The sequence below is a fragment of the Citrobacter sp. Cf136 genome (assembly GCF_030333815.1).
Lineage (GTDB): Bacteria > Pseudomonadota > Gammaproteobacteria > Enterobacterales > Enterobacteriaceae > Citrobacter > Citrobacter freundii.
In genome coordinates this window covers 67,836-90,019 of the sequence record NZ_JAOWFE010000040.1, presented here as the reverse complement: position 1 = coordinate 90,019, position 22,184 = coordinate 67,836, and the positions used below count along the sequence as shown (strand labels likewise).

22 protein-coding genes are annotated in these 22,184 nt (G+C 49.1%); 4 read left to right on the top strand and 18 right to left on the bottom strand.

What is annotated here, in order from left to right; genetic code table 11:
- Positions 1-34: 34 nt before the first annotated feature.
- From OGV98_RS19750 to OGV98_RS19735, 4 genes are all read left to right on the top strand, one after another.
- Entirely contained in the window at positions 35-961 is a 927-nt protein-coding gene (locus tag OGV98_RS19750; protein WP_003837480.1) for an ABC transporter ATP-binding protein, read from the top strand.
- Entirely contained in the window at positions 958-1,728 is a 771-nt protein-coding gene (locus OGV98_RS19745; protein ID WP_088902735.1) for an ABC transporter permease, read from the top strand. The genes OGV98_RS19750 and OGV98_RS19745 overlap by 4 nt, the downstream gene beginning before the upstream one ends.
- 103 nt (positions 1,729-1,831) lie before the next feature.
- Positions 1,832-2,272, top strand: a complete 441-nt coding sequence (locus tag OGV98_RS19740) for a PTS sugar transporter subunit IIA (RefSeq protein WP_003837482.1) — start codon at positions 1,832-1,834, stop codon at positions 2,270-2,272.
- Between the two features lie 61 nt (positions 2,273-2,333).
- Positions 2,334-3,563, top strand: coding sequence for a polysaccharide deacetylase family protein (locus OGV98_RS19735; protein WP_003837485.1), 1,230 nt, complete (start codon positions 2,334-2,336; stop codon positions 3,561-3,563).
- 362 nt (positions 3,564-3,925) lie between these two features.
- Here OGV98_RS19735 and OGV98_RS19730 read toward each other — a convergent pair whose 3' ends face one another.
- The 18 genes from OGV98_RS19730 to pcnB form a co-directional block, all read right to left on the bottom strand.
- Positions 3,926-4,516 carry a fimbrial-like protein gene (locus OGV98_RS19730; protein ID WP_044712914.1) on the bottom strand — a complete coding sequence of 197 codons (591 nt, stop codon included), beginning with the start codon at positions 4,514-4,516 and terminating at the stop codon, positions 3,926-3,928.
- Positions 4,517-4,529: 13 nt separating this feature from the next.
- Positions 4,530-5,093 (bottom strand): fimbrial protein, encoded by a 564-nt coding sequence (locus OGV98_RS19725; protein ID WP_044712912.1) that lies wholly within the window; start codon positions 5,091-5,093, stop codon positions 4,530-4,532.
- A 26-nt stretch (positions 5,094-5,119) separates the two neighbouring features.
- Complete coding sequence (locus OGV98_RS19720; protein WP_286551969.1) at positions 5,120-5,692, bottom strand: fimbrial protein; 573 nt, start codon at positions 5,690-5,692, stop codon at positions 5,120-5,122.
- A gap of 28 nt (positions 5,693-5,720) precedes the next feature.
- On the bottom strand, positions 5,721-8,318 hold the full coding sequence (locus tag OGV98_RS19715) for an outer membrane usher protein (protein ID WP_286551966.1): 2,598 nt from the start codon (positions 8,316-8,318) through the stop codon (positions 5,721-5,723).
- 76 nt (positions 8,319-8,394) lie between these two features.
- Positions 8,395-9,138, bottom strand: a complete 744-nt coding sequence (locus tag OGV98_RS19710) for a fimbrial chaperone (protein ID WP_071685447.1) — start codon at positions 9,136-9,138, stop codon at positions 8,395-8,397.
- Between the two features lie 80 nt (positions 9,139-9,218).
- Entirely contained in the window at positions 9,219-9,824 is a 606-nt protein-coding gene (locus OGV98_RS19705) for a fimbrial protein (RefSeq protein ID WP_044712908.1), read from the bottom strand.
- Positions 9,825-10,106: 282 nt separating this feature from the next.
- Positions 10,107-10,487 carry an aspartate 1-decarboxylase gene (panD, locus tag OGV98_RS19700; RefSeq protein WP_003018640.1) on the bottom strand — a complete coding sequence of 127 codons (381 nt, stop codon included), beginning with the start codon at positions 10,485-10,487 and terminating at the stop codon, positions 10,107-10,109.
- A 95-nt stretch (positions 10,488-10,582) separates the two neighbouring features.
- Positions 10,583-11,437, bottom strand: a complete 855-nt coding sequence (gene panC, locus OGV98_RS19695; protein WP_003018638.1) for a pantoate--beta-alanine ligase — start codon at positions 11,435-11,437, stop codon at positions 10,583-10,585.
- A 121-nt stretch (positions 11,438-11,558) separates the two neighbouring features.
- Positions 11,559-12,350 (bottom strand): 3-methyl-2-oxobutanoate hydroxymethyltransferase, encoded by a 792-nt coding sequence (gene panB, locus OGV98_RS19690; RefSeq protein ID WP_044712906.1) that lies wholly within the window; start codon positions 12,348-12,350, stop codon positions 11,559-11,561.
- A gap of 115 nt (positions 12,351-12,465) precedes the next feature.
- The gene (locus OGV98_RS19685) at positions 12,466-13,746 is read right to left on the bottom strand and encodes a fimbrial protein (RefSeq protein WP_160319814.1); all 1,281 of its coding nucleotides are present in this window, start codon (positions 13,744-13,746) and stop codon (positions 12,466-12,468) included.
- A gap of 16 nt (positions 13,747-13,762) precedes the next feature.
- Entirely contained in the window at positions 13,763-14,338 is a 576-nt protein-coding gene (locus OGV98_RS19680; protein ID WP_202580772.1) for a fimbrial-like protein, read from the bottom strand.
- A gap of 6 nt (positions 14,339-14,344) precedes the next feature.
- A complete protein-coding gene (locus tag OGV98_RS19675; protein ID WP_223232870.1) occupies positions 14,345-14,935 on the bottom strand; it encodes a fimbrial protein in 591 nt (196 codons plus the stop codon).
- Between the two features lie 16 nt (positions 14,936-14,951).
- Positions 14,952-15,524, bottom strand: coding sequence for a fimbrial protein (locus OGV98_RS19670; RefSeq protein ID WP_044712900.1), 573 nt, complete (start codon positions 15,522-15,524; stop codon positions 14,952-14,954).
- Positions 15,525-15,540: 16 nt separating this feature from the next.
- Positions 15,541-18,144 carry an outer membrane usher protein gene (locus tag OGV98_RS19665; protein WP_279279037.1) on the bottom strand — a complete coding sequence of 868 codons (2,604 nt, stop codon included), beginning with the start codon at positions 18,142-18,144 and terminating at the stop codon, positions 15,541-15,543.
- 29 nt (positions 18,145-18,173) lie between these two features.
- Positions 18,174-18,917 carry a fimbrial chaperone gene (locus OGV98_RS19660; protein ID WP_044712899.1) on the bottom strand — a complete coding sequence of 248 codons (744 nt, stop codon included), beginning with the start codon at positions 18,915-18,917 and terminating at the stop codon, positions 18,174-18,176.
- 75 nt (positions 18,918-18,992) lie between these two features.
- Positions 18,993-19,571: a fimbrial protein gene (locus OGV98_RS19655; protein ID WP_044712898.1), complete on the bottom strand. Its 579-nt coding sequence runs from the start codon at positions 19,569-19,571 to the stop codon at positions 18,993-18,995.
- Between the two features lie 675 nt (positions 19,572-20,246).
- Positions 20,247-20,726, bottom strand: a complete 480-nt coding sequence (gene folK / locus OGV98_RS19650) for a 2-amino-4-hydroxy-6-hydroxymethyldihydropteridine diphosphokinase (protein WP_044712897.1) — start codon at positions 20,724-20,726, stop codon at positions 20,247-20,249.
- Positions 20,723-22,120, bottom strand: a complete 1,398-nt coding sequence (gene pcnB / locus OGV98_RS19645; protein ID WP_203237415.1) for a polynucleotide adenylyltransferase PcnB — start codon at positions 22,118-22,120, stop codon at positions 20,723-20,725. Before pcnB ends, folK begins: the two co-directional genes overlap by 4 nt.
- Positions 22,121-22,184 lie beyond the last annotated feature (64 nt).

Below are 22,184 nucleotides of genomic sequence, written 5' to 3'. Positions count from 1 at the left end.
ATAAAATGTCAGAACGTAAGGTAAGTAAAAAACCATGACCATTGCTCTGGAACTTCAACAACTTAAAAAAACCTATCCCGGTGGCGTTCAAGCGTTACGCGGGATAGATTTGCAAGTCGAAGCGGGTGATTTTTATGCGCTTTTGGGACCGAATGGCGCAGGAAAGTCCACCACCATTGGAATAATCAGCTCGCTAGTGAACAAAACCTCCGGGCGGGTGAGCGTCTTCGGATACGATCTCGAAAAAGATACGGTTAACGCGAAACGCCAGCTTGGTCTGGTACCGCAGGAGTTTAACTTTAACCCGTTTGAAACCGTGCAGCAGATCGTGGTTAACCAGGCGGGTTACTACGGCGTTGAGCATAAAGAGGCGGTCAAACGCAGCGAATTATATTTAAAGCAGCTCGATTTATGGGAAAAACGTAACGAGCGTGCGCGCATGCTTTCCGGCGGGATGAAACGCCGTCTGATGATTGCTCGTGCTCTGATGCACGAACCAAAATTACTCATCCTGGATGAACCAACGGCGGGTGTTGATATTGAACTGCGTCGTTCAATGTGGGGCTTTTTAAAGGATTTAAACGACAAAGGCACCACCATTATTCTGACCACTCACTACCTCGAAGAAGCAGAAATGCTGTGTCGCAATATCGGCATTATTCAGCACGGCGAGTTGGTGGAAAACACCTCGATGAAGGGGCTGCTCTCCAAGCTGAAATCCGAGACCTTTATCCTCGATCTGGCGCCGAAAAGCCCGCTGCCGAAACTGGACGGTTATCAGTACCGGCTGGTCGACACTTCCACGCTGGAAGTGGAGGTGCTGCGTGAACAGGGGGTTAACAGCGTCTTCTCTCAGCTGAGCGCGCAGGGCATTCAGGTATTGAGTATGCGTAACAAAGCGAACCGACTGGAAGAACTGTTTGTTTCTCTGGTTCATGAAAAACAAGGAGATCGCGCATGATGCAGCTTTATTGGGTGGCGCTGAAAAGCATCTGGGCGAAAGAGATCCACCGCTTTATGCGTATCTGGGTTCAGACTCTGGTTCCCCCCGTCATCACCATGACGCTCTATTTTATTATCTTTGGTAACCTAATCGGCTCGCGTATCGGCGAAATGCATGGTTTTAGCTACATGCAGTTTATCGTGCCAGGGCTGATTATGATGGCGGTGATCACCAACTCGTACGCGAACGTGGCATCGTCATTCTTCAGCGCTAAGTTTCAACGCAATATTGAAGAGCTGCTGGTTGCCCCGGTACCAACGCACGTGATCATCGCCGGTTTCGTTGGCGGCGGCGTGGCACGTGGCTTGTGTGTAGGCATTCTGGTAACGGCTATTTCACTGTTCTTCGTGCCTTTCCAGGTGCATTCCTGGGTCTTTGTGGCGCTTACGCTGATGTTAACGGCGGTACTGTTCTCGCTGGCCGGTTTGCTGAACGCTGTCTTTGCTAAAACCTTTGACGATATCAGCCTGATCCCAACCTTCGTACTGACACCACTGACCTATCTGGGTGGCGTGTTCTATTCGCTAACGCTGCTGCCACCGTTCTGGCAGGGGCTGTCGCATCTGAACCCGATTGTCTACATGATTAGCGGTTTCCGCTACGGCTTTCTGGGGATTCATGATGTTCCGCTGGCCACCACGTTTGGTGTGCTGGTGGTGTTTATCGCTGCGTTTTATTTGCTGTGCTGGTACCTGATTCAGCGCGGACGCGGCCTGCGCAGCTAATTCTTTCTTCCTCTCCTTGCCTGGGAGAGGAAGACTTTTGATGCTTGTCACCATTATGGATTTATCACACTGATAAACTACTTGCCTGCTAAGGAGGTAGGCAATGTTAGGTTGGGTAATTACCTGTCATGACGATAAGGCACAGGATATGCTGCATCGTCTGGAGAAAAAGTACGGCCCGTTGGCCCAATGTCAGGCGGTAAGTTTTTGGCGTGGACTCAGCTCGAATATGCTAAGCCGCATGATGTGCCATGCTCTGCATGCTACAGATTCAGGTGAGGGTGTGGTATTTCTGACGGATATGGCTGGGGCTGCGCCTTACCGTGTAGCGTCGTTAATGAGTCATAAACACCCCCAGTGTGAAGTGATTTCAGGTATCAGCTATCCATTGCTTGAGCGAATGATTTCGTCACGGGAATCGCTGAGCAGTTCTGCGTTTCGGGATTGCATCGTCGCACTTGGAGGCCCCGAAGTCTCCAGCCTCTGGCATCAACAACAAAAAAATCCCCCCTTCGTATTGAAGCATGATTTGTATGAGTATTAATCATTGGTATTGATGATGCTTTTGCTACAATAGCCGAGGTTACTCGCCTCGGTTATCTCATATGGTTATGCGCGTTCTGCTTGTTTTATTGCTCCTGTTTTCTGGCAGCGTCGCTGCGGCTTTGCCTGCTCGTTATATGCAAACCACCGAAGCCGCCGCCGTATGGGCGCAGATTGGCAATAAGATGGTGACGGTTGGGAATATTCGCGCCGGGCAGATCCTCGCTGTTGAGCCTATTGCGGCAGACTATTACGAATTTTCCTTTGGTTTTGGCACCGGGTTTATTGATAAGGGACACCTGGAGCCCGTTCAGGGGCGGCAGAAAGTCGATGATGGTCTGGGCGATCTCAATAAACCGCTCAGTAACCAAAGTCTGATAACCTGGAAAGATACATCGGTTTATAACGCTCCGGATGTCGGTAGCGCCCCGTTTGGCGTGCTGGCGGATAATCTGCGTTATCCGATTATCAGCAAGCTTAAAGACCGACTCAACCAGACCTGGTACCAGATTCGCATTGGTGGCCGACTGGCCTATGTTAGCGCGCTGGATGCGCAGGAAGACAACGGCATCCCGGTGTTAACCTACCATCATATTTTGCGCGATGAAGAGAATACCCGCTTTCGCCATACCTCCACCACAACCTCCGTTCGCGCTTTCAGCAACCAGATGGCCTGGCTTCAGGATCGCGGCTACACCACGTTGACGATGTATCAACTGGAAGGCTACGTGCAGAATAAAATGAATCTCCCGGCGCGGGCGGTGGTGCTGACTTTTGATGATGGTCTCAAGTCAGTGAGCCGTTATGCTTACCCCATTTTGAAGCAGCACGGCATGAAGGCCACGGCGTTTATCATCTCCTCACGCATCAAGCGCCACCCGCAGAAGTGGGATCCGAAATCACTGCAGTTTATGAGCCTCTCTGAACTGAACGAGATCCGGGACGTGTTCGACTTCCAGTCGCATACCCATTTTTTGCATCGGGTTGATGCGAATCGCCGGCCGATCCTACTGAGTCGCAGCTATCATAATATTCTGTTCGATTTCGCCCGTTCGCGCCGGGCATTGTCCCAGTTTAATCCTCATGTTCTGTATCTTTCGTATCCGTTTGGGGGTTATAACGCCACGGCGGTAAAAGCAGCAGGCGACGCGGGATTCCACATGGCGGTCACCACGGTGAGAGGGAAGGTTAAGCCGGGAGATAATCAGTTCTTATTGAAAAGGCTTTATATTTTAAGGACGGATTCGCTGGAGACGATGTCGCGGCTGATAGTTAATCAACCGCAGGGGTAATGGCAGGTTGTTCAACGGGAAATGATGGAACAAGTTTATATCTAATACAATCATCGGAAACGACTAAACTGTTTCTGCTGGCCTGTTTAAAGCCACTGGCATTTTTAGTATAACCTACGACTCATTACTGCCGGGGCATTTAATGTCGTAAATTCAGCTGTGAATATATTACCGACTCACGGGAGTAGCAAATGCAATGCTCCGCCACTGTATTTAGATGAGGTATTGCTATAGCCGTTCTTGAAACGGCATTCAAGTGCAGAGCATATCGTTTCAAAATATAACACACAAGTGTTAACCATCAATCCTGTTTATATATGTCCTTCATGTTTTTTGAACATATTCTTTCTTTCCAGGCATTTCTATTCATAGGTGACATTGACAGTGGCCTGACTGGTCACCAGACCCGCAGAAACAACCCCTGTGTTTTGATAGCGGGCACTAAATGAGTATTCACCTGGCCAGGTGCTCTGAGCATCAAGCAATAAATTTGAACTGCCATCGGCATTGAGCACGTTGGTTTTTAAATCTTTGGAAAAAACGACAACCCCAACATTTTCAGCTGCGCCAGCTGTGGCATTGTTTTTAAATACCTGGTACTGGTTGTCGCTGAACCCTGACTTTGGCGTAAATGTAAACTTCAGTTGTTTGACACTATTATTATTTTCAGAACAACTGTTAACCATGATGCTAAATGGTGTACCGGGTTCATTATCAGTAGGGGTTAAACGATCGCTATTATCACTGTTATAAAACCAACTGCGCTTGACGGTCGGCAAATAAATTTCGCCATCATTTTGTAGGCTAATTTCACAGGTCGAGTTGATAATATTGGCTGTCAGGTTTGCATTGATGCCTGAGCTTGCCTGGCTTACGCCAGGCAATAATCCGCCAGCCAGTCCGATGAGCAACACAAGACCGGGCTGGCACAGAGTAAACGGTGATTGTTGCATGATAAATCCTGTCTTACGGATAAGCGATAGTGAATGTGACCGGCGCGCTCGCAGCACCTGTACCGACATCTGCGATCGTGTTGCCTTTACCGATCACGATACGTGAATTCATCGGAAACTCGCCTACACCACCAGCGATGGTCACTTCCTGTGGGGCTGGTGGGGTTTTGCACTTAAGCATTACGCCTGAATCGACCTGACCAGACCACACTTCAAATCCCGTCGCTAAACCAGCGCCGTATGAATCACCGTCAAAACTCGTCCCTGAGCACTTTCCGCCAGTGGTTGACGCGGCGGCGACCGTGGCTTTTTCCACGCCAGAGCAATCGCTGAAGGTGATTTTTAGCGGTTCAACGCGGGTTTTATTGACCAGGTCTGACTTATAGACATCGCCAAACGCAATTTCAGAGGCCGGTGTCCCCGCTCCGTTCACCAGTTTTGCTGTACAGGTGCCGGATACGACTTTACTCTCAAACGTCATTTTAAGGCTGGAGGTTCCCGTAATGGCTGCATTTGCCATTCCTGCAAAGAAGAGCGCAGAAACGGAAAGTGCGATATAAGTCATATTAATTTTCATAGTAGATCTCCGTCTTCTTGCTCAAATTATTCGTAAGTAAATTCAAAAGTGCCAGCAGCCGAGAAATCACCTATGGTCATTTTTCCAGCACTGGTTTCGCTAAGAGTGGCAATTAGCGGCACTTCTTTATTGGTAATTTCAGCAGCAGACCAAACAAGACGTTCGCTGTCAGTGGTTGAGTTAATTTTAAAGGGCGAATTCGGTGCTGACGCCCGAGCAATAGTCACAGCGGCCCAGTTGGCGCCACCATTAGCTACAGTTATTTGGTTTACCAGCCCTGTTAGCAGTGAAGCCGCTGGTGTATCTTTAACGGTGGTTTTCAGCGATCTCAGTGAGGAAGGGCACTCAACGATTTCAATTTTAAAATTCGCCGTTGCGGTGCCAGCCTTAACCGCATCCAGACGTACCTGGCCGTTGCTGTCACCGATTTTCAGCGTTTGTTCAGTATCGGAACCCGTACCACCGACCAGCTTCATGTTACAGGTGGTTTCCAACAAATTAGCCGTAAAGGTCACATTAAGGTCAGTGGCGTTTGCCGTCCCTAACGATGTCAGTGTTGTCAAAGCAATGACAGACATGCTGAAGAGGTTTTTTTTCATATAAACTCTCATTTATTTTCCCTAAAAATTACATTTGGCACACTTGGTTGCTCAGGACTGTTGTGAGCCCTGCCTTTGTGGTATTTCCTGAAATGTTATAGTGAACGGTACATTCACTATTGTTTTCATTTCCCCATACCACGCGAAGAACACCTTGATCTTCAATTCCGCGTACATAAGCCTGTCCGGCTTGTCCTACAGTACCGACGGATTCATTTTTCTCATTCATGACATCTGCGCCTAAAGGAATAAAACCTTTATCGCTACGCTGAAGTTCTAATACTAAAGAGCGTGACTCATCGGTCTCGAAATTAATGAGTACAACGGATCCGCTGCGAGGTACGGTAGTCTCTGTGGTATTTTTCACTTCTACGTCTTTTTCCAGTGAACTAATATCCAGAGAGACTCTATTTTCACGATAGGCAGACATATACGGTAAAATTCCGTAGCCTGAGTCGCCAATTTTACCGTTACCATATCCCACGCCTGCACCCGTAGCCCCGCTGGCTTTAACGAGTGCGATGGAGTCATTATCACCAATACTGCCTGGTGCAAACGCAATACCACCGGAATGCAATACCATGCCGCCACTATAGGTTGCGGAATATTGCTTACTATTATCGTCAGAAAATGAAGCTGATACGCCTAATGGGCCGTAGCCGCTATTCCAGGATGTAAATCCACTGAGTTGGTTTGTATCACCATAATTACCGCTATTAGACGCAGTGCTGATGGAATAACTGACCTCATTGTCTTTTGTATTGCCACTGGCAGAACTGTTAAAGCTGGTACCGCCTTTAAGATCGGAACGTAATCCCATATTAATATTAGAGAAGCCACCGCTATGAGTACTGTCTTTGGCGAAAACGCTTAACGGAATGCTCAGATTTACATAAATGCTGTCATCTTTTTTCTCGTCCTGATCGTAAGAGCGTTGAACAGAAATACTGTAGCTACCGTAAGTAAAACTATTGTTGTATCCGATGTTGTAGTCGGAATTTGACCCTACCCCGTTCCAGTAATCCTGCCATGTCCCATTGATAAACAGGGAACCGAGATCGTTTTCACCTGCTTTGAGCGGTTGGTTGATACTGAGCTGAATCTGGTTTTTGGTGCGCTGATAGTCGTCATACAGTGCATTATTTGATTCATAGCTACGGTTGGCGTATTTCTGCTGCTTAACACTGTCTTGCAGTTGTGCAGCGTCATTCAAACTTAGGTAATCCTCTGTAGAGAAACGATAAGCCGCTACGTTAAAGGAGGTGTTCGTTTGTTCAATCTGTTTACTGTACGTTAATCGATAACTTTTACCGGTGAGCGTATCCAGGCCCTCGATATCGGCATGCGATTGTGTGATATCAAACGCAAATGCACCCAGGGTGGTATTCATCGCCAGGCCCGCGATGCCTGCGTAGAAGTCCATATCGCTGTACTGCACGCCAGCATAGCCTGTGAAGGTATTGTTTATACCGTAGTAGAGCGTGCCGTAACCTATTTTGGGCCTTTCAGCGAGTGAGTCGTCATTTAATTCACCCACGCCAAAGTCCCAGCGTGCTGAGCCAGGGCGCAGCATCTGAGTGACGGAAGAGAATGGAACGGTAAACGTACGTTTACTTCCGTCAGATTCTTCGACCGTGACGATAAGATCGTTACCATAACCTGTTGTGCTCAGGTCATTAATTTCAAAAGGTCCCGGTGGTACAGATGTTTCGTAGATTTTATTGCCGCTCTGCACAACAGAGACTTTGGCGTTACTGTTCGCCGTACCACGGATAACCGGTGCATAACCGGTCGAGCCTGTTGGCAGCATACGGTCGTCATTGTATATACGTGCTCCGCGAAGGCTCAACGAATCGAAAGCTTCGCCACGCGTATAGGAGTCACCGATGACAAACTGTCCTGTAAGGGCGGTGATATCGCGTTGCAGATAAATATCCTGGCTGGAGTATTTACTGCCGTTATCCTTGTCCCATGCCAGGTTGCCCCGTGAACGCAGACGCCATGCTCCCATATTGAGCCCGTAACGCAGGCCCATATAAGCACTTTCAGATGTCGTACCGTTACCTTCGCTATGCCAGCCGTTGATGTCATAAGACACCAGCGCGGCTGGGATACCATCTTCCCACAGCGAAGGATCGACGTAACCTTCAGGGCGCTTGAGGATATAGATTTGCGGAAAAATGAGATCTAAGATCTGTTTGCCACTGTCGTAATTCGTCGTTGCACCTGAAAAAGATGTTTTAATATCAATGCATGTTTCATTATCTTCGTTGTCCACAGAGTCATCGAGTTCACTGAGATCAATACCGCTTTGTGTTAACAACAGCTTCGTTATGCAAGGTGTCGCGCGTGGCGTTCCGTTATCTTTAAATGTTATATCCGTTGTTGATTTTAACTTATTGTTAAGACTGATCTTGGTACGATATGTCCCTGGAGCAACAGGGTTGCCACGTGCAAAACGGCTAACGTCAATATTTGTACCGCCATTCAGTAAAAACTGATCGTTAAACTCGACCGCTTCTTCACTTTCAGTCGTGTTTTCAACGGGGACTTTATTTTCTGCATATGCATGCAACGATAATGTCGCATTAATAGCAATGCAGAGTAGAGAGCGTCGAAACAACATGGCAGTTCCATTTAATCATAGCGGACAGAAGCTATCCGCGGAGTGAAGGCTATAATGTTTTATTAATTAATAAGAACTATTTCACTATGGCTTCATGTTTATCAACACCGCCGCTATCGTTAATCGTTTCAAACAGCACGTTCCCAGAGGCCGTTGACGATAATCCTTTGATGGTCATGGCTATATCGCTAAACGGCAGAATTGATTTATGTTCAACCTCAAAGGATTTTTGCGTGGTTTTCAGTTTTACAGCGGAGATAGCGACATTATACGGTGACGCATTATGTGCAATAAGTTGCACATTATTTCCCTCTGTCTTCTGAGTCCAGGTGACATTATCTGCGGCATCGAGAGGAGAACCTTTTAATCCTTCTGGACGGAAGAAGAATTTAATACGTGTACGGAATGCCAACTGAAGTAGGTTGAGGCTTTCACCGTCTTTTGCTTTTGATTTTGGCGGGATTTCTAATACGTTAAACCAAAAGAGTGATTCGCGATCCTGTGGCAGCGGTTTACCCATGTAGGTAATACGCACAGACTGCCCTTTTTTCGGATCGATGCGTGATACTGGTGGGGTGATCACAAAGGGTAATTTAAGTTCCTGAGGGTCAACGTCTTCACGACCGTCATCTAACCATGTTTGAACCAAAAGAGGTTTATTACCTCGGTTGTCGAGATCGACGATGACATCTTTAGAAGACTGAGGATAAACAATTCGTGTACCAGAAATAACAATATCAGCGCTTGCCTGAAAGGTGACCAGACATGGTATTAAAAATAATGCCGTTTTTAATCCTTTAAATACAGATTTATTATACATTTTCCACTTCCTGTTGGAATGATATTGATAATCCCCCAGTCAGGCTGGGGGATTCATTACTTTAATGAAATACGAAAGTATTATTCGTAAATCATAGTGAAGGCAACTTGTGCCTGCACGGTACCAGCAGATACTGGGCTATTTGTTGCATCCCATTTTTGACCCTGGGTATAAGCCACTTTGTAGTACAGGTTGCCTGTACCGGCGCCATCGATGGTTACTTTCTGAGTGTTGTTGGTTTGGTCAATTTTGATCTGATCGGTAGCAGAGTTACCATCGTTGCTCAGCACCAGGTTAACGTTCTGAGCAGCGCCTTCAGCATTTGATGGTGGAATCAGCAGACCGGAGTCAGAAGAAGTAGTACCTGCCCATGACTTGAACTGTGCAGATGCCTTTTTAATTGTATCTGGGTCACAGCCGGTCAGAGACAGGTTGAATTTCTTCTCACCCAGGGTGCTGGATGCGCCCAGCGCATTTGCAAAGTCTTTTACGAAAACGGTATCCAGAGTAACGTCGAAGTCGTTACCGCTCTGGTCGATTTTCTGATCCAGAGAAACCTGGCAGGTGTTATTGGAAACCATACCGTGGAAAGTAATAGTACCTGTATCAGGGGTTGCAGCAATTGCAGAACCTGCACTCAGAGCCATTGCTACCGCAGCAGCCATACTTATTTTTTTTAAAGACATTTTAATATCCATATTTTGAATACAATAATGTGCAAATATATCGTTAAATATATCTGCTTAGGTTGAAATGTTATTTCGAGTGTGAGTTTATTATCGTTGTTTTGAAAACTAAATAGCTCGGGGGTGATTAAATCTACAGATGGTATTAAGAGTTTCTTAAATCAATTACATATGAAATATGGGGGGTGATTATATAGGTAATTGATATTTGAGTTGGTAATATAATTTGTGAGGAGGAGCTCATTCACTATAATGATAGTTAAGTGAATGAGCTATATATATTCAGGCAACCTGTACCGGAATAGCTTTCGCGGTGCGCTTCATCTCGTTGTCGCCTTCAAAATAGGCCACTTTCGGACGCCAGGTGCGGGCTTCTTCGTCAGACATGGTGACGAAGCTGGCGATAATTACAATATCGCCAACATCAGCGCAATGCGCCGCTGCTCCGTTCACCGAGATGATTCTGGAGCCGCGTTCAGCCGCAATTGCATAGGTTGAGAAACGTTTACCGTTGGTTACGTTCCAGATATCAATAGCTTCGTTTTCCAGAATACCTGAGGCATCGAGGAAATCCTGGTCGATGGCGCAGGAGCCTTCGTAATGCAGGTCCGCCTGCGTGACTTTTACGCGGTGGAGCTTGCCTTGCAGCATGGTGCGAATCATAACTTCTATACCCTGTCGTTTACCTTGGCTAAGCAGACGAAACTGGCCTGCTTTGAGAAATTCTCAGGCAGTATTGCCCGATTTTTAACCCCTGTCTACTGGGCTAATGTAACGCTTTGATTATCGATCAGACGCGCCTGACCCAGCCAGGCGGCAGCCAGAATCACCGCGCGTTTGCTGGTTTCCGTCAGCTCCAGCAGCGTGTCGGCATCACGAATCTGAATATCGTCGGCGCGGAAGCCTTTTTCATTCAGCTCCTGCTCGGCAATAGCAATAATCTCCTGCAACTCACGATTACCCGCAATCAGTTTTTCTGCGATGCTATTCATCACTTTGTGCAGACCCGGCGCAATTTTACGCTGTTCTGCGGTCAGATAACCGTTACGTGAGCTAAGCGCCAGGCCGTCTTTGGCGCGAATAATCGGCACGCCAACGATCTCAATGTCATAACCCATATCCGCCACCATTTTGCGGATCAGCGCCAACTGTTGGAAATCTTTCTCGCCGAAGCAGGCGAGGTCAGGCTGGATAAGGTTGAACAGCTTGCTGACGATAGTGGAAACGCCACGGAAATGGCCCGGACGGCTGGCACCTTCCAGCATGGTGGAGAGACCGGGAACCTCAACAAAAGTCTGGCCTTCCAGACCCTGTGGATAGATTTCCTCAACGGCTGGTGCAAAAACATAATCGACTTTGCGCTTGTTCAGCTTTTCACAATCTTCCTGCAGTGTGCGCGGATAACGCACCAGATCGTCCGGTCGGTCAAACTGCATCGGGTTGACGAAAATGCTGGCGATTACCACATCAGCCCGGGCTTTTGCCTCATCGACCAGCTTCATATGGCCGTCGTGCAGATTTCCCATGGTGGGAACCAGTGCGATGCGTTTACCTTCCTGACGCAGACGACGAATATGCTGGCGCAGCAGCGGCAGGGTTTCAATAATTAACACAACAAGACTCCTTAAATACGATGCCTGATGGCGCTTCGCTTATCAGGCCTACGCGTGAAGATGTAGGCCGGATAAGGCGCGTAGCGTCACCATCCGGCGTAATGGCGTGCTGGCGGATAAATTAATGGAAGCTGTGTTCTTCGCCCGGGTAAACGCCGGACTCCACTTCAGTCATATACTGCCGCACTGCGGCGCGCATGTCGCCTGCTTCATTGAGGAAATTCTTCGCAAATTTCGGGATATGACCACCGGTAATGCCAAACGCATCGTGCATGACGAGAATTTGCCCGTCTGTGACGTTACCTGCGCCAATACCGATAACCGGAATAGACAGTGCTTCAGTGACGCGCTTCGCCAACTCAACCGGCACGCACTCCAGCACCAACAGCTGAGCGCCAGCGGCTTCTAAGGCCAGCGCGTCATCCAGCAGCACTTGTCCGGCATCGCCGCGGCCCTGAATTTTATAGCCGCCAAACACGTTCACCGACTGCGGGGTTAACCCCAGATGGCCGCAAACCGGTACGGCGCGTTCGGTGAGCATTTTCACCGTATCAACCAGCCACGCGCCGCCTTCAATTTTGACCATGTTGGCGCCCGCACGCATAACCACCGCGGCGTTTTCAAACGCCTGTTCCGGCGTGGCGTACGTCATAAATGGGAGATCGGAAAGCAGTAGACAGTTAGGAGCGCCACGGCGGACGGCACGGGTATGATAAGCGATATCTTCAACGGTCACAGGAAGCGTGGAATCATGTCCCTGAACGGTCATGCCCAGCGAGTCGCCGACCAGCATCACATTGATGCCTTCGTCGGCGAACAGTTTGGCAAAGCTGTAGTCGTAGGCGGTAATGGTGGCGAAGCGTTTCTTTTCCTGCTTGTATTTCTGCAGCAAGGCGATGGTGGTTGGTTTCATCATAACCCCTGTTGGTCATAGATTGTATGAATGCAATAGGCGCATTGTAGGGGAAGGGGGGCGGGAACGTTAGCCCTTTGTGGGGAAATCCCACAAAGGGGGGTATGAACAATTATCAAGGGTAGTCGATGGTAAAGATACCGTTGGCCTTAAAGTTACCAGAGCCGATTTTCTGATTGCTGTCGCGCTTAAGCGTGGCGAGGAAATTCAGCGTATGGGTTTGTACCTTGCCGTTTTCGCTGGCCCCATAGATGTTGTCATCCCCGGAGGTGTTGCGCTGATCGTTATATACCGAGGTGGATTCATTCGGAATCATCAACGTTTGCGGGCTGTAGTTATTGGCTGCGCCGCGAATTTCCAGCCCCACGCCAGTGGCATGGTTGAGGGTGAGCATGTTGCCGAGCAGGGTGGTATCGGTTGCGACGGTGGTGGACGCGAGCGTGACGTTAATATTGCGCAGCCCCTTACAGCCTGCCAGCTTGATGGCAAACGGCACGGCGGTTGCACCATTGATGATATCGTTCGGGCTGTAGCTGCCTAAATTAACGGTGGTGCCGCTGACGCTGCTGCCGCTGGCGACCGGCTGGGTGGTACAGGTGGGTTCGGCGACGGTGACGGCGCTGATATCGAAGGTCACATTCTGGTAATAACCGGTAATTCCTGCGCCAGGGTTTTCATTCCAGATACGCACATGATAATTGCCCGTTTTGAGCAGACTGATTGTTGAACTGCTGGGGGTATAGGTTTGATCGGTATAAAATGTAATTGCCGCATAAAACCCTAATCCACCCCACGTGTAGTAATTTGTTGAGTTTGGGTTCTTATCCGGTCCATTAGGCCCACCACAGCCATCAGCGTCTGATAGCGTCAACGCGTTATGCATTACCCCACTTCGGATGGATAATGGGTTAGAGATAGCGTCAACTTTATGTGTATATGCACTGAAACTGCGTAGCGCCAGAGAGAAGTAGAGCCCGGTAATATTCGTCTTGAAAATTTCTACTCCGCCATAGCTTCCCGCAGAAACGAGACCCGATTCCAGAGATAACGGGTTGCCGGTGCCCTGTGCGGAAACGTTACAAAAAAGGCTATCGTCCTCAGTGCTGGAGCCGTGGTTGGCGTTCCAGTTTATCGTCACGTTAGCGGGGGCCAGTTCTGTGGTACGGCTAAAATAGACGGTGCGCCCGGTGGGGTAAATGAATTTCTTCGTACCATCCCTTGTTGGCCCTCCGTACATCCAGTTCTCTTGATGCTCGCCTAATACATAAGTTTGCGTCTGGGCGAAACACTCGGCAGAAATTAACATCAGAGCTGACAGTAGGGCGGGGGAAATAATGGAAAGCGTTGTCTGCCATCCTTTATGCTTACGATATTGCCCTGGTGTATTCCTTCTCATAATCATTATCCTTTTATTATTCGTAATACACCGACACCAGTACGCTGGACTTTACCGGGCCGCTAACGATGGACTGGCCGGACTGTATTTGCTGCATCCGGGCGTAAAACGAATAGCGGCTGTCAGCGTAGTTGGCGGCGGTAACGTCGAAGCTGCTACGTGGCGTACCGTCGGTGTTCATCACGTTGTATACGTTGTTGGCGTCGTTAACTGAGAAAATCACCACCCCGACGTTTTTCGCACCAGTGGTGTCATCATTGGCGAAAATTTGCGTCGAGCCTGTGGCGAAGCTGCCGGACAGCGGCGAAAAAAAGACGGTTAGCTTTGAGGGAGCTTTGCCGCTGACCGGCATACACTCTTTTACGTGCACGTAGAAGGTGCTGCCGCCCTGGTAAGGGTCTTCTGCCGTCACGCCGTTGGCAAAATAGTCGATGCCCCTGGTGCCGAGGCTGACCAGCCCGTTGTTGTCGACCGAGATCTGACAACTGGTGTTGACGACGTTGGCTTTGATTTCGACGTCGGTATCGGCCTGGCTCAGGGGCACCATAAGCCATAAGCCATAAGCCGCAACGCTGCGCAATAATTTACTCATCACAATTTACTCATAAGAAATAGTGAACATGCCCTGAGTCGAGAATGAGCCAGTGTGTAAATCGGTGATCGTACTGCCCGAGGCCAGCACGATACGGGCACTGAGGGGCCAGACGATGGTGGTGGTATCGCTGGCTTCGACCAGATCGATAAGCTGTTGCGCCGGGCTGGCGCAACGCAGCTGTTTGCTGCCACTGGCTTCAGGGGGGGCGCCCGCCCAGATTTCCGCCGCAACACCTGCGGCGTCATCGCTGCCGTTGAGCGCGTTGCGAAACCCGTTACCACCGCCGGAGGCACCGTCGCAGCCGGTTTTGGCAGTCAGGGTGACGGTAGCCTGTTTTTTGGCAAGCCCGACGCAGTCACTGAACACCAGTGAAAAGGCGCGCGATTTACTCTTATTAACGATCTGCGGAATATAGACGTCACCCATATCCACAACCGCATTTGCCGTGCCGCTTTCGTCGTGCAGGGTGGCCAGGCAGGTTGAGGGCGTAATGGTGGTGGAAACCGTTAATTCCAGCGAGTTTACGCCCGCCAGGGCCGGGGAAATGTTGAGGAGCACCGCCAGTGCGGTACACAGCGGTAACAGATATCGCATCAGTCCAGCCTCTCTGCTATTCATAGGTAAACGTAAAGGTTGCTTTGGCCTGAAAGTCGCCGGGCGTTGGGGTCAGCGAGGTGCTGGCGCGGCGGAAGAAAGCGCTCAGATCCATTCCGTCAGCGATTTGACTTTGGCTCCAGGTAATATTTTGTGCGCCGTTGAGCTTAAAGCGGCTGTTTTCGTCGCCGCCCTTCGGTTTAAAGCCCAGACCAACATTTTCCGCATTATTGCTGTTCAGCGCGTTTTGCAACATATACTCGCTGCCAGTCAGCGTGGTGCCTTGTACTGTCATCGTCAGAGAGGTGATTTCGTTGTTACACTCTTTCGGCTGCAGTTTGAAGCTGCCCTCAGTACTGGCGGTAACGTTAAGCAGCTCCGCGATACCGATATTCGGAATGGTGAGTTGATACTGTGTACCGCTGCCGCTGAGTGTTGCGTTGCTGAGGCTGGAGATGTTCATTACGCAGGTTGTCTCTTCAATTACTGCGGTGAAATCCAGACTTAAACCTTGAGTGGAAGCAAAGCCTGGCGGTGCCAGCAGAGCAATAACGAGCGTTGACGGGGTGACTACGCGGTGTGTTTTCATTCTTTATCCTCGTAATCTATTGCATTTTGCAGGGCACAGCGCTCAGGACGATGGTTTTCCCGAGCAGTTTTTCGTTGCCTGAGTCGACCTGATAGTGCAAACGACAGCGCTGCGTTTGGTTCTGCTGGATCCAGCGTACTTCGAGATCGCCACTTTCAACGATTCCGCGTACAAAAGCCTGGCTACCCTGACCTACTGTACCTAACAGGTTATTGTTCAGGTCGTAGACTTCTGCCGTGAACGGCACGGGCTGGCGATCGCTTCGTAACAGATTGATAATCGCAGATTTTCCCTGGTCAGTTTCGAACTTGCTGACGACTACCGCGCCGCGCCGCGGGATCACGGTGGCGCTAGTATTCTTCAATTCGACGTCGTTATTCAGATCATCAATGTCGAGCGAGACAATATTTTCCCGGTACGGTGTGAGTGAACTGCCGATGCCGTAGCCAAAGCGGTCAATGGTGCTGTTACCATAGTCAATGCGAGCCCCCTGCGCACCGGGCGCGTCGATCACGACCAGCGCATCGCTGTCGCCAAAGCTTTGATTACTGAAGGTTAAGCCGCCGCTATGCAGCACAAAGCCGCCGTCAGTGTTTAAGGAGTACTGGCGTGAGCTATCGTTGCTGGCTGACGCCGAGGCGGCGATATTGCCGTAGCTGGAGTCGTAGCTGATGAAGGAGCTGATGGTAGAGAGGTCTTTATCCTCTTTTTCCATGTTATATGCAGTACTGACGCTATAGCTCCAGCGGTTGTCTGCGCTGTAGCCGCTGGCACTGGTGTTGAACTGGTTGCCGCCGTTGAAATCGCTGTTGATGCTGCTATTCAGAGTGCGGAAGCCGCCGCTATCGCGATCGGTGCCCAGTAGTTTATCCAACGGAATCGTTACGCTCAGGTAGACTGAATCGTCGCGTTTATTGTCTTCGTCGTAGGTGCGCTGCAGGTTTACGCTATAAGTAGCCCAGCCGATACTGTTGCTGTAGCCTGCGGAAAAACTGCTGCGTGAATCATTGGTTACCCAGTAGTCAGCCCAACTGCCAGTCAGATAGAGTGAGCCGTAGTTGATATTATCGCTTTTCAGGCTCTGGTTCAGGCTGATGGTGAACTGATTTTTCATGCGCGAAAAGTTATTCATGCTGCGAGCGTTATTGCTGGTTTTGTACTCGGCATCGTCAATAATGCTCAGCGCATCGCTTAGCCCCAGATAATCCTGGGTGGAATAGCGATAGGCCGCGATGTTCAATGAAGTATCCGTGGGCACGAAAAATTTGTTCCACGATACGCGGTAGCTCTGCCCACGGTAGGTTTTGTCGTCGGGGATCTCGGCCTGTGATTGGGTTACGTCAAAAGATACGGCGCCGAGGAGGGTGTTCATGCCCACGCCCAGCAGTCCGGCTAAATAACCATTGTCAGTGGCCTGAATGCCGCTAAAACCGGTAAAGGTGCTGTTAAAGCCGTAGTAAAACGTCCCCTGTGCGAGGCCGGGTTCATCATGCAGGCTATCGTCATTTACCTGGCCCACGCTAATATCCCAGCTGCCGACGCCAGGATGCATCATTTGCACCAGCGACGAGAAGGCCTGGCTAAAGGTATGTTTCGAGCCGTCAGCCTCGGTGATGGTGACCTCTAAGTCGGCGCCATAACCAGACGGTGACAGATCGTCAATGGCAAACGGCCCCGGTGGAACTGTGGTCTCGTAAATTTTGTAGCCGTTTTGCGTAATGGTGACTTTGGCGTTGCTTTTGGCAACACCACGGATAGTTGGCGCGTAGCTGGCAAGCTGCGGCGGTAGCATCTGTGATTCGCTGTACAGACGAACGCCGCGCAAGTTGACGGTATCGAAACTCTCACCGCTGGTGCCGGACTCGCCAATCACCAGTTGAGAGCGCAGGGCGGCGATATCCCGCTGAACATAACGATTTTGAAATTCAGTTTCGCTGCTGCCGTCTTTCTGCCATGAGTAGTTGCCCTGCGCGCGAAAATGCCATGCACCAAGGTTGATGCCGCCGTTAAAGCCCGCATACACGCTATCTTCGGTACCGTAGTCATTTTCGTTTTTCCAGGCACTGAGATTGTATGACAACATGGCTGCTGGAATACCATTGTCCCACAATGATGGGTCAACGAAATTGGCAAAACCTTTCTGTACCCACATTTGTGGGACGCCGATATCCAGACGCTGATCCCCTCCGTCATAATGCACTGTCGACAGCGGAATTGTCTTCGTCAGGTCGAGGCAGTTGTCGATGCTCTCTTCTCTTTTTTTCCACACGGCTTCTGCTGGGATCTCATCCGGTAGGCGGATGTGCAGTTGACTGAGCATTTTGGGGGTAATACAGATCCTGGTAGCGCGTTTATCTCCAGTTTCAATAAACTCAACTTTCAGTGAGTTCACCAATTCGTTATTGACGTAGGCACTGGCATCATAGATACCCTGTGAAATGATGTTACCGTCAGAATAACGGCTAAGATCGACGCTGCTCGATCCCGGTCCCATCAAAAAGGAACTGTCAAATTCCAGTTTTTCGTTTTCAGCCCATGCATCGATGCTGCCAGAAAATGCAACAAACATAACAAACCGTGCAAGGAACGTTACTTTTAATTTATTTGACGGCTGTTTCATTGACGTATCCAGAAATAAAATTACAGATATTAAATCTCCACCTTCCCATTAATAGGACCACCAAAGTCGCTGATTGCAATATAATCGATAGTGGCTTTTCCGGGACTGCCGTTTAATCCGGCTACACTAAGTTCAGATTCGCTTTTAGGGGCGATCATTGAATTTTTAATATTGTATTTCTTTCCGCCTACGATGGCGCTTATGCTGTTAAATGAGACGAAATATCCTGTGGGGTTAATGACATGCACGACGGCCTGACCATTTTTATTGCGTAATTGCCATTGCAGCTTTTTCGGTGCGTCAGAAGCTATATCAGTAAGACCTGAAGGACGATAAAACATTTTTATTCGGGTACGGAATGCCAGTTGTAAGATATTTTTATCTTTAGAGCCCGCCTCGTTGATTTTGGGTGGAACTTCCAGAACGTTAAACCAATAAATACTTTCGCGATCTTTTGGCAAAGAGATGCTATTGGTATATGTTAATTTCACCGTTTGCCCGCGACCAGGTTCGATACGTGCAACGGGAGGTGTGGCATTAAACGGAACATTGATCGTGCTGGGATCGGCATTTTGCTCACCGTCATCCAGCCAGGTTTGTACTAGCGCCGGGCTGGAGCCTTTATTTTCCAGACGAATAGTCACATCTTTTTGGGACTCTTTATAGACAATGCGCGTACCGGAAAGAACAATATCTGCCTGTGCCGGGAAAATAACCGCGAAACTCAATACGGCAGAGAATAATGAAAAGAGAGAGCGAGACGTCCTGGTCATCGTAGTTCCTTTATGGTCGTGAGTAAGAGGGAGTAATCTTTAGCCGAGAAGTTACTCCCTTAAATATTTAATTTATTACTCGTAAGTGATTGTATAAGCGGCGTTTGATTTCACGTAACCAGAAGTCACTGGCACTGCATTTGACTCTTTGACATAGGAAACGACGAAGTTAAATTTCGCGATGCCGGTTGTCATTGTTGCGGTCTGAATATCGCTAGGATCGTTGATTTTGACCTGGTCGTACGTCAGGTTTGCACCAGAGTTATCAACCTGGTGGATAGCCAGGTTAACACCTGTTGCCGGACTGGTGATGGAGTCATCGTTGTTCAGCGTGCCGTTGTTATTGCTGAAAAAGGTAGATGCCATGCTCAGCTTTGCACTCTTGTTTGCTGAAGTAGCACCACAGTCGACGGTGATATAGAAAGGTTCCGGCTGCACACCAGGCGCTGTCGCTGAAACACCAGCTGTAATATCGGCAGAAACTGCGGTATTAAGTTGTATCTGACCATCCTGACTGCCACCGTTTACGTGTGGCGTACAAGTGTTATCACTAACCAGACCGGCAAAATTCAGCTGACCACCATCTAGTGCGGCAAATGCTGAAGACGATGCTGCAGACAGCACCAGGGATAAAGCAATTAACTTTAATTTCATGTTGAAATATCCTTGTTAAAAAATGTCATTACAGACAAATATATTTTATCCGTGTATTTAATTATGTAAATGTTCTACGGGTGAATGTTTTTTGTGAGACATATCTGTTTTGTGAATTTTATTTCGCGTCAAGTTATCAATGTCAAATTTATTGTTTATGTGGCGCTTTTAACTATATGTATTCATTGGATAATTGTGTATTAAGATATTCTTAAATATTATTTAGTTATTGTTTTTTTGTTTTGATGCAATTTAAATATACTTTTATTTTATTGGTTGCGTGTTGTCTATTATTTATGGTTTCGTTAGAATTTGTATATTGACAATTAAGGAAAACTAAATCGTTATTATTGTTGCCATTTTTTCTTTGTTTTTTTGAGAGGAATACATTTGGGAGATTGAATTATGTTTTTTGAATGTTGGGGGGGCTGTGTTGATTGTCAGCTATAAGTTAAAGTATAGGCGTAGTTGATTGTACATATCCTGCCTTAACTGCTGACTGTTTGACACAGGAGGATATGAAGTTAAATTTTGTGATGCCGGTTGTCATTGCCGCTTTCTGTACATCGCTGGCGTCATTGATTTTTACCAGAGCGTAGGTCGGGCTTACATCTGGCTAATCGACCTGATGGTGTGCCTTTTTATGAACAGCGTATTTCAGCAGCGTGAATAGTGTTACCAGCGGGTAGGGCGAGCCGGAAGGCGTGTCAGGTACTCAGTCAACGACTTGCCATCATCAGGAAAATGCAGCTCTGGCGCAATTTCAAATAATGGCCACAACATAAAGCCACGATTTTTCATATCGTAGTGCGGCACGGTTAAACGTTCCGTGTTAATCACCTCATCGCCGAACAACATAATATCCAGATCCAGCGTGCGCGGTCCCCAGCGTTCAGCTTTGCGCACCCGGCCCTGTTGCAGTTCAATTCGCTGGGTATGATCCAGCAACGCTTCGGGGGCGAGAGCGGTATCCAGAGCCACGGCGGCGTTCAGATAGTCGGGCTGATCCTGTGGACCCAACGGGGGGGTACGATAAAACGAAGAAACCGCAACGATACAGCTGTCAGGGATTTCGCCGATCGCTTGCACGGCAGCATTCACCTGCTCCAGGGGAGAAGCTAAATTACTGCCGATGGCGATATAAACGACGGTCACGCGCTACCTTCGCGACGCGGCGCACGCTTACGCGGGCGGCGATGGCGACGGCGTACGTCAGGCTCTTCATCCAGTTCGTTCAGCATGCCTTTTTGTTCCGGCGGCGCGGAAACCTGGAATTCACCCCACCATTTCGCCAGTCGTTGCAGTTCAGCGTTGTGTTCTACTTCGGCACGCAGTGCTAACAGGTCATAAGCTGCGCGGAACTTTGGATGTTCCATCAGCTTCCAGGCGCGTTTACCCTGACGACGGGACATACGTAATTGCAACTGCCAGATATCGCGGGTTAGCGAGGTCAGACGTTTCGGGATCGCCAGCGAGCGGCAGGCTTCGTCCAGCACGTCGTTCATTGCCAGCGCGAAAGCGTCGTAGTAGGCCAAACCGCTTTCTTGCGCAATTTTCTGCGCGGCTTCCAGTAACGGATACCAGAACATCGCGGCAAACAAGAACGCCGGGTTAACGCGCATATCATTGTTAATGCGGTTATCGGTATTCTTCAGCACCTGAGCGATAATGCGTTCCATCGGGCTGTCACCGTCTTCGGTGAAGTAGCGTGTAATGGTTGGGAACAGCGGCTGGAACAGGCTGTACTCACGCAGTTTTTTATAGGTTTCATACCCATAGCCCGCCTGTAACAGCTTAAGTGCTTCTTCAAACAGGCGTGCAGGAGGAATGTCGTTCAGCAGCGTTGCCAGACGCGGGATCGGCTCTGCGGTTTCCGGGCTGATACGCATGTCGAGCTTGGCGGCAAAGCGCACGGCGCGCAGCATACGCACGGGATCTTCGCGATAGCGCGTTTCCGGATTACCGATCAGGCGAATGATGCCCTCTTCGAGGTCCTGCATACCGCCGACGTAATCACGCACGGTGAAATCGGCCACGCTGTAATACAGGCTGTTTATCGTGAAATCGCGACGTTGAGCATCTTCTTCAATGGAGCCGAAGATGTTGTCGCGCAGCAACATACCGTTTTGCCCGCGTTGCGACGTGGTACGATCGGCTTCGCTGCCTTCATGATGGCCGCGGAACGTCGCCACTTCGATAATTTCTGGACCGAACATGACATGAGCCAGACGGAAACGGCGACCGACCAGGCGACAGTTACGAAACAGTTTACGCACCTGATCCGGCGTTGCGTTAGTAGTGACATCAAAATCTTTCGGCTTTTTGCCCAGCAAAAGATCGCGTACACCACCGCCAACCAGCCATGCCTCGTATCCGGCCTTATTGAGCCTGTACATTACCTTCAGGGCATTTTCACTGATATCTTTGCGGGAGATAGAGTGCTGCTCACGCGGAATTACCGTCATATGTGGACGGGCGACGGCGAGCTCAGCCTCGCGCTCCTCGCGGCTTAGCACCTTGCGGCAAAAATTAGCGACTCGGGTAAAAATAGTGCACCTCGGTAGTGTCAAACTTCAATCAGAACAAGTGTTGCTGTGTAAAAATAGCGGCTAA

Coding starts and splice junctions, on each gene's coding strand:
- OGV98_RS19720 (WP_286551969.1), bottom strand. CDS start 5,692: ATGAAAAAAAACCTCTTCAGCATGTCTGTCATTGCTTTGACAACACTG.
- OGV98_RS19655 (WP_044712898.1), bottom strand. CDS start 19,571: ATGAAATTAAAGTTAATTGCTTTATCCCTGGTGCTGTCTGCAGCATCG.
- OGV98_RS19740 (WP_003837482.1), top strand. CDS start 1,832: ATGTTAGGTTGGGTAATTACCTGTCATGACGATAAGGCACAGGATATG.
- panD (WP_003018640.1), bottom strand. CDS start 10,487: ATGATTCGCACCATGCTGCAAGGCAAGCTCCACCGCGTAAAAGTCACG.
- OGV98_RS19745 (WP_088902735.1), top strand. CDS start 958: ATGATGCAGCTTTATTGGGTGGCGCTGAAAAGCATCTGGGCGAAAGAG.
- OGV98_RS19710 (WP_071685447.1), bottom strand. CDS start 9,138: ATGTATAATAAATCTGTATTTAAAGGATTAAAAACGGCATTATTTTTA.
- OGV98_RS19680 (WP_202580772.1), bottom strand. CDS start 14,338: ATGAGTAAATTATTGCGCAGCGTTGCGGCTTATGGCTTATGGCTTATG.
- OGV98_RS19705 (WP_044712908.1), bottom strand. CDS start 9,824: ATGTCTTTAAAAAAAATAAGTATGGCTGCTGCGGTAGCAATGGCTCTG.
- OGV98_RS19715 (WP_286551966.1), bottom strand. CDS start 8,318: ATGTTGTTTCGACGCTCTCTACTCTGCATTGCTATTAATGCGACATTA.
- OGV98_RS19735 (WP_003837485.1), top strand. CDS start 2,334: ATGGTTATGCGCGTTCTGCTTGTTTTATTGCTCCTGTTTTCTGGCAGC.
- OGV98_RS19725 (WP_044712912.1), bottom strand. CDS start 5,093: ATGAAAATTAATATGACTTATATCGCACTTTCCGTTTCTGCGCTCTTC.
- OGV98_RS19685 (WP_160319814.1), bottom strand. CDS start 13,746: ATGAGAAGGAATACACCAGGGCAATATCGTAAGCATAAAGGATGGCAG.
- panB (WP_044712906.1), bottom strand. CDS start 12,350: ATGAAACCAACCACCATCGCCTTGCTGCAGAAATACAAGCAGGAAAAG.
- OGV98_RS19750 (WP_003837480.1), top strand. CDS start 35: ATGACCATTGCTCTGGAACTTCAACAACTTAAAAAAACCTATCCCGGT.
- OGV98_RS19660 (WP_044712899.1), bottom strand. CDS start 18,917: ATGACCAGGACGTCTCGCTCTCTCTTTTCATTATTCTCTGCCGTATTG.
- OGV98_RS19670 (WP_044712900.1), bottom strand. CDS start 15,524: ATGAAAACACACCGCGTAGTCACCCCGTCAACGCTCGTTATTGCTCTG.
- OGV98_RS19675 (WP_223232870.1), bottom strand. CDS start 14,935: ATGCGATATCTGTTACCGCTGTGTACCGCACTGGCGGTGCTCCTCAAC.
- OGV98_RS19665 (WP_279279037.1), bottom strand. CDS start 18,144: ATGAAACAGCCGTCAAATAAATTAAAAGTAACGTTCCTTGCACGGTTT.
- OGV98_RS19730 (WP_044712914.1), bottom strand. CDS start 4,516: ATGCAACAATCACCGTTTACTCTGTGCCAGCCCGGTCTTGTGTTGCTC.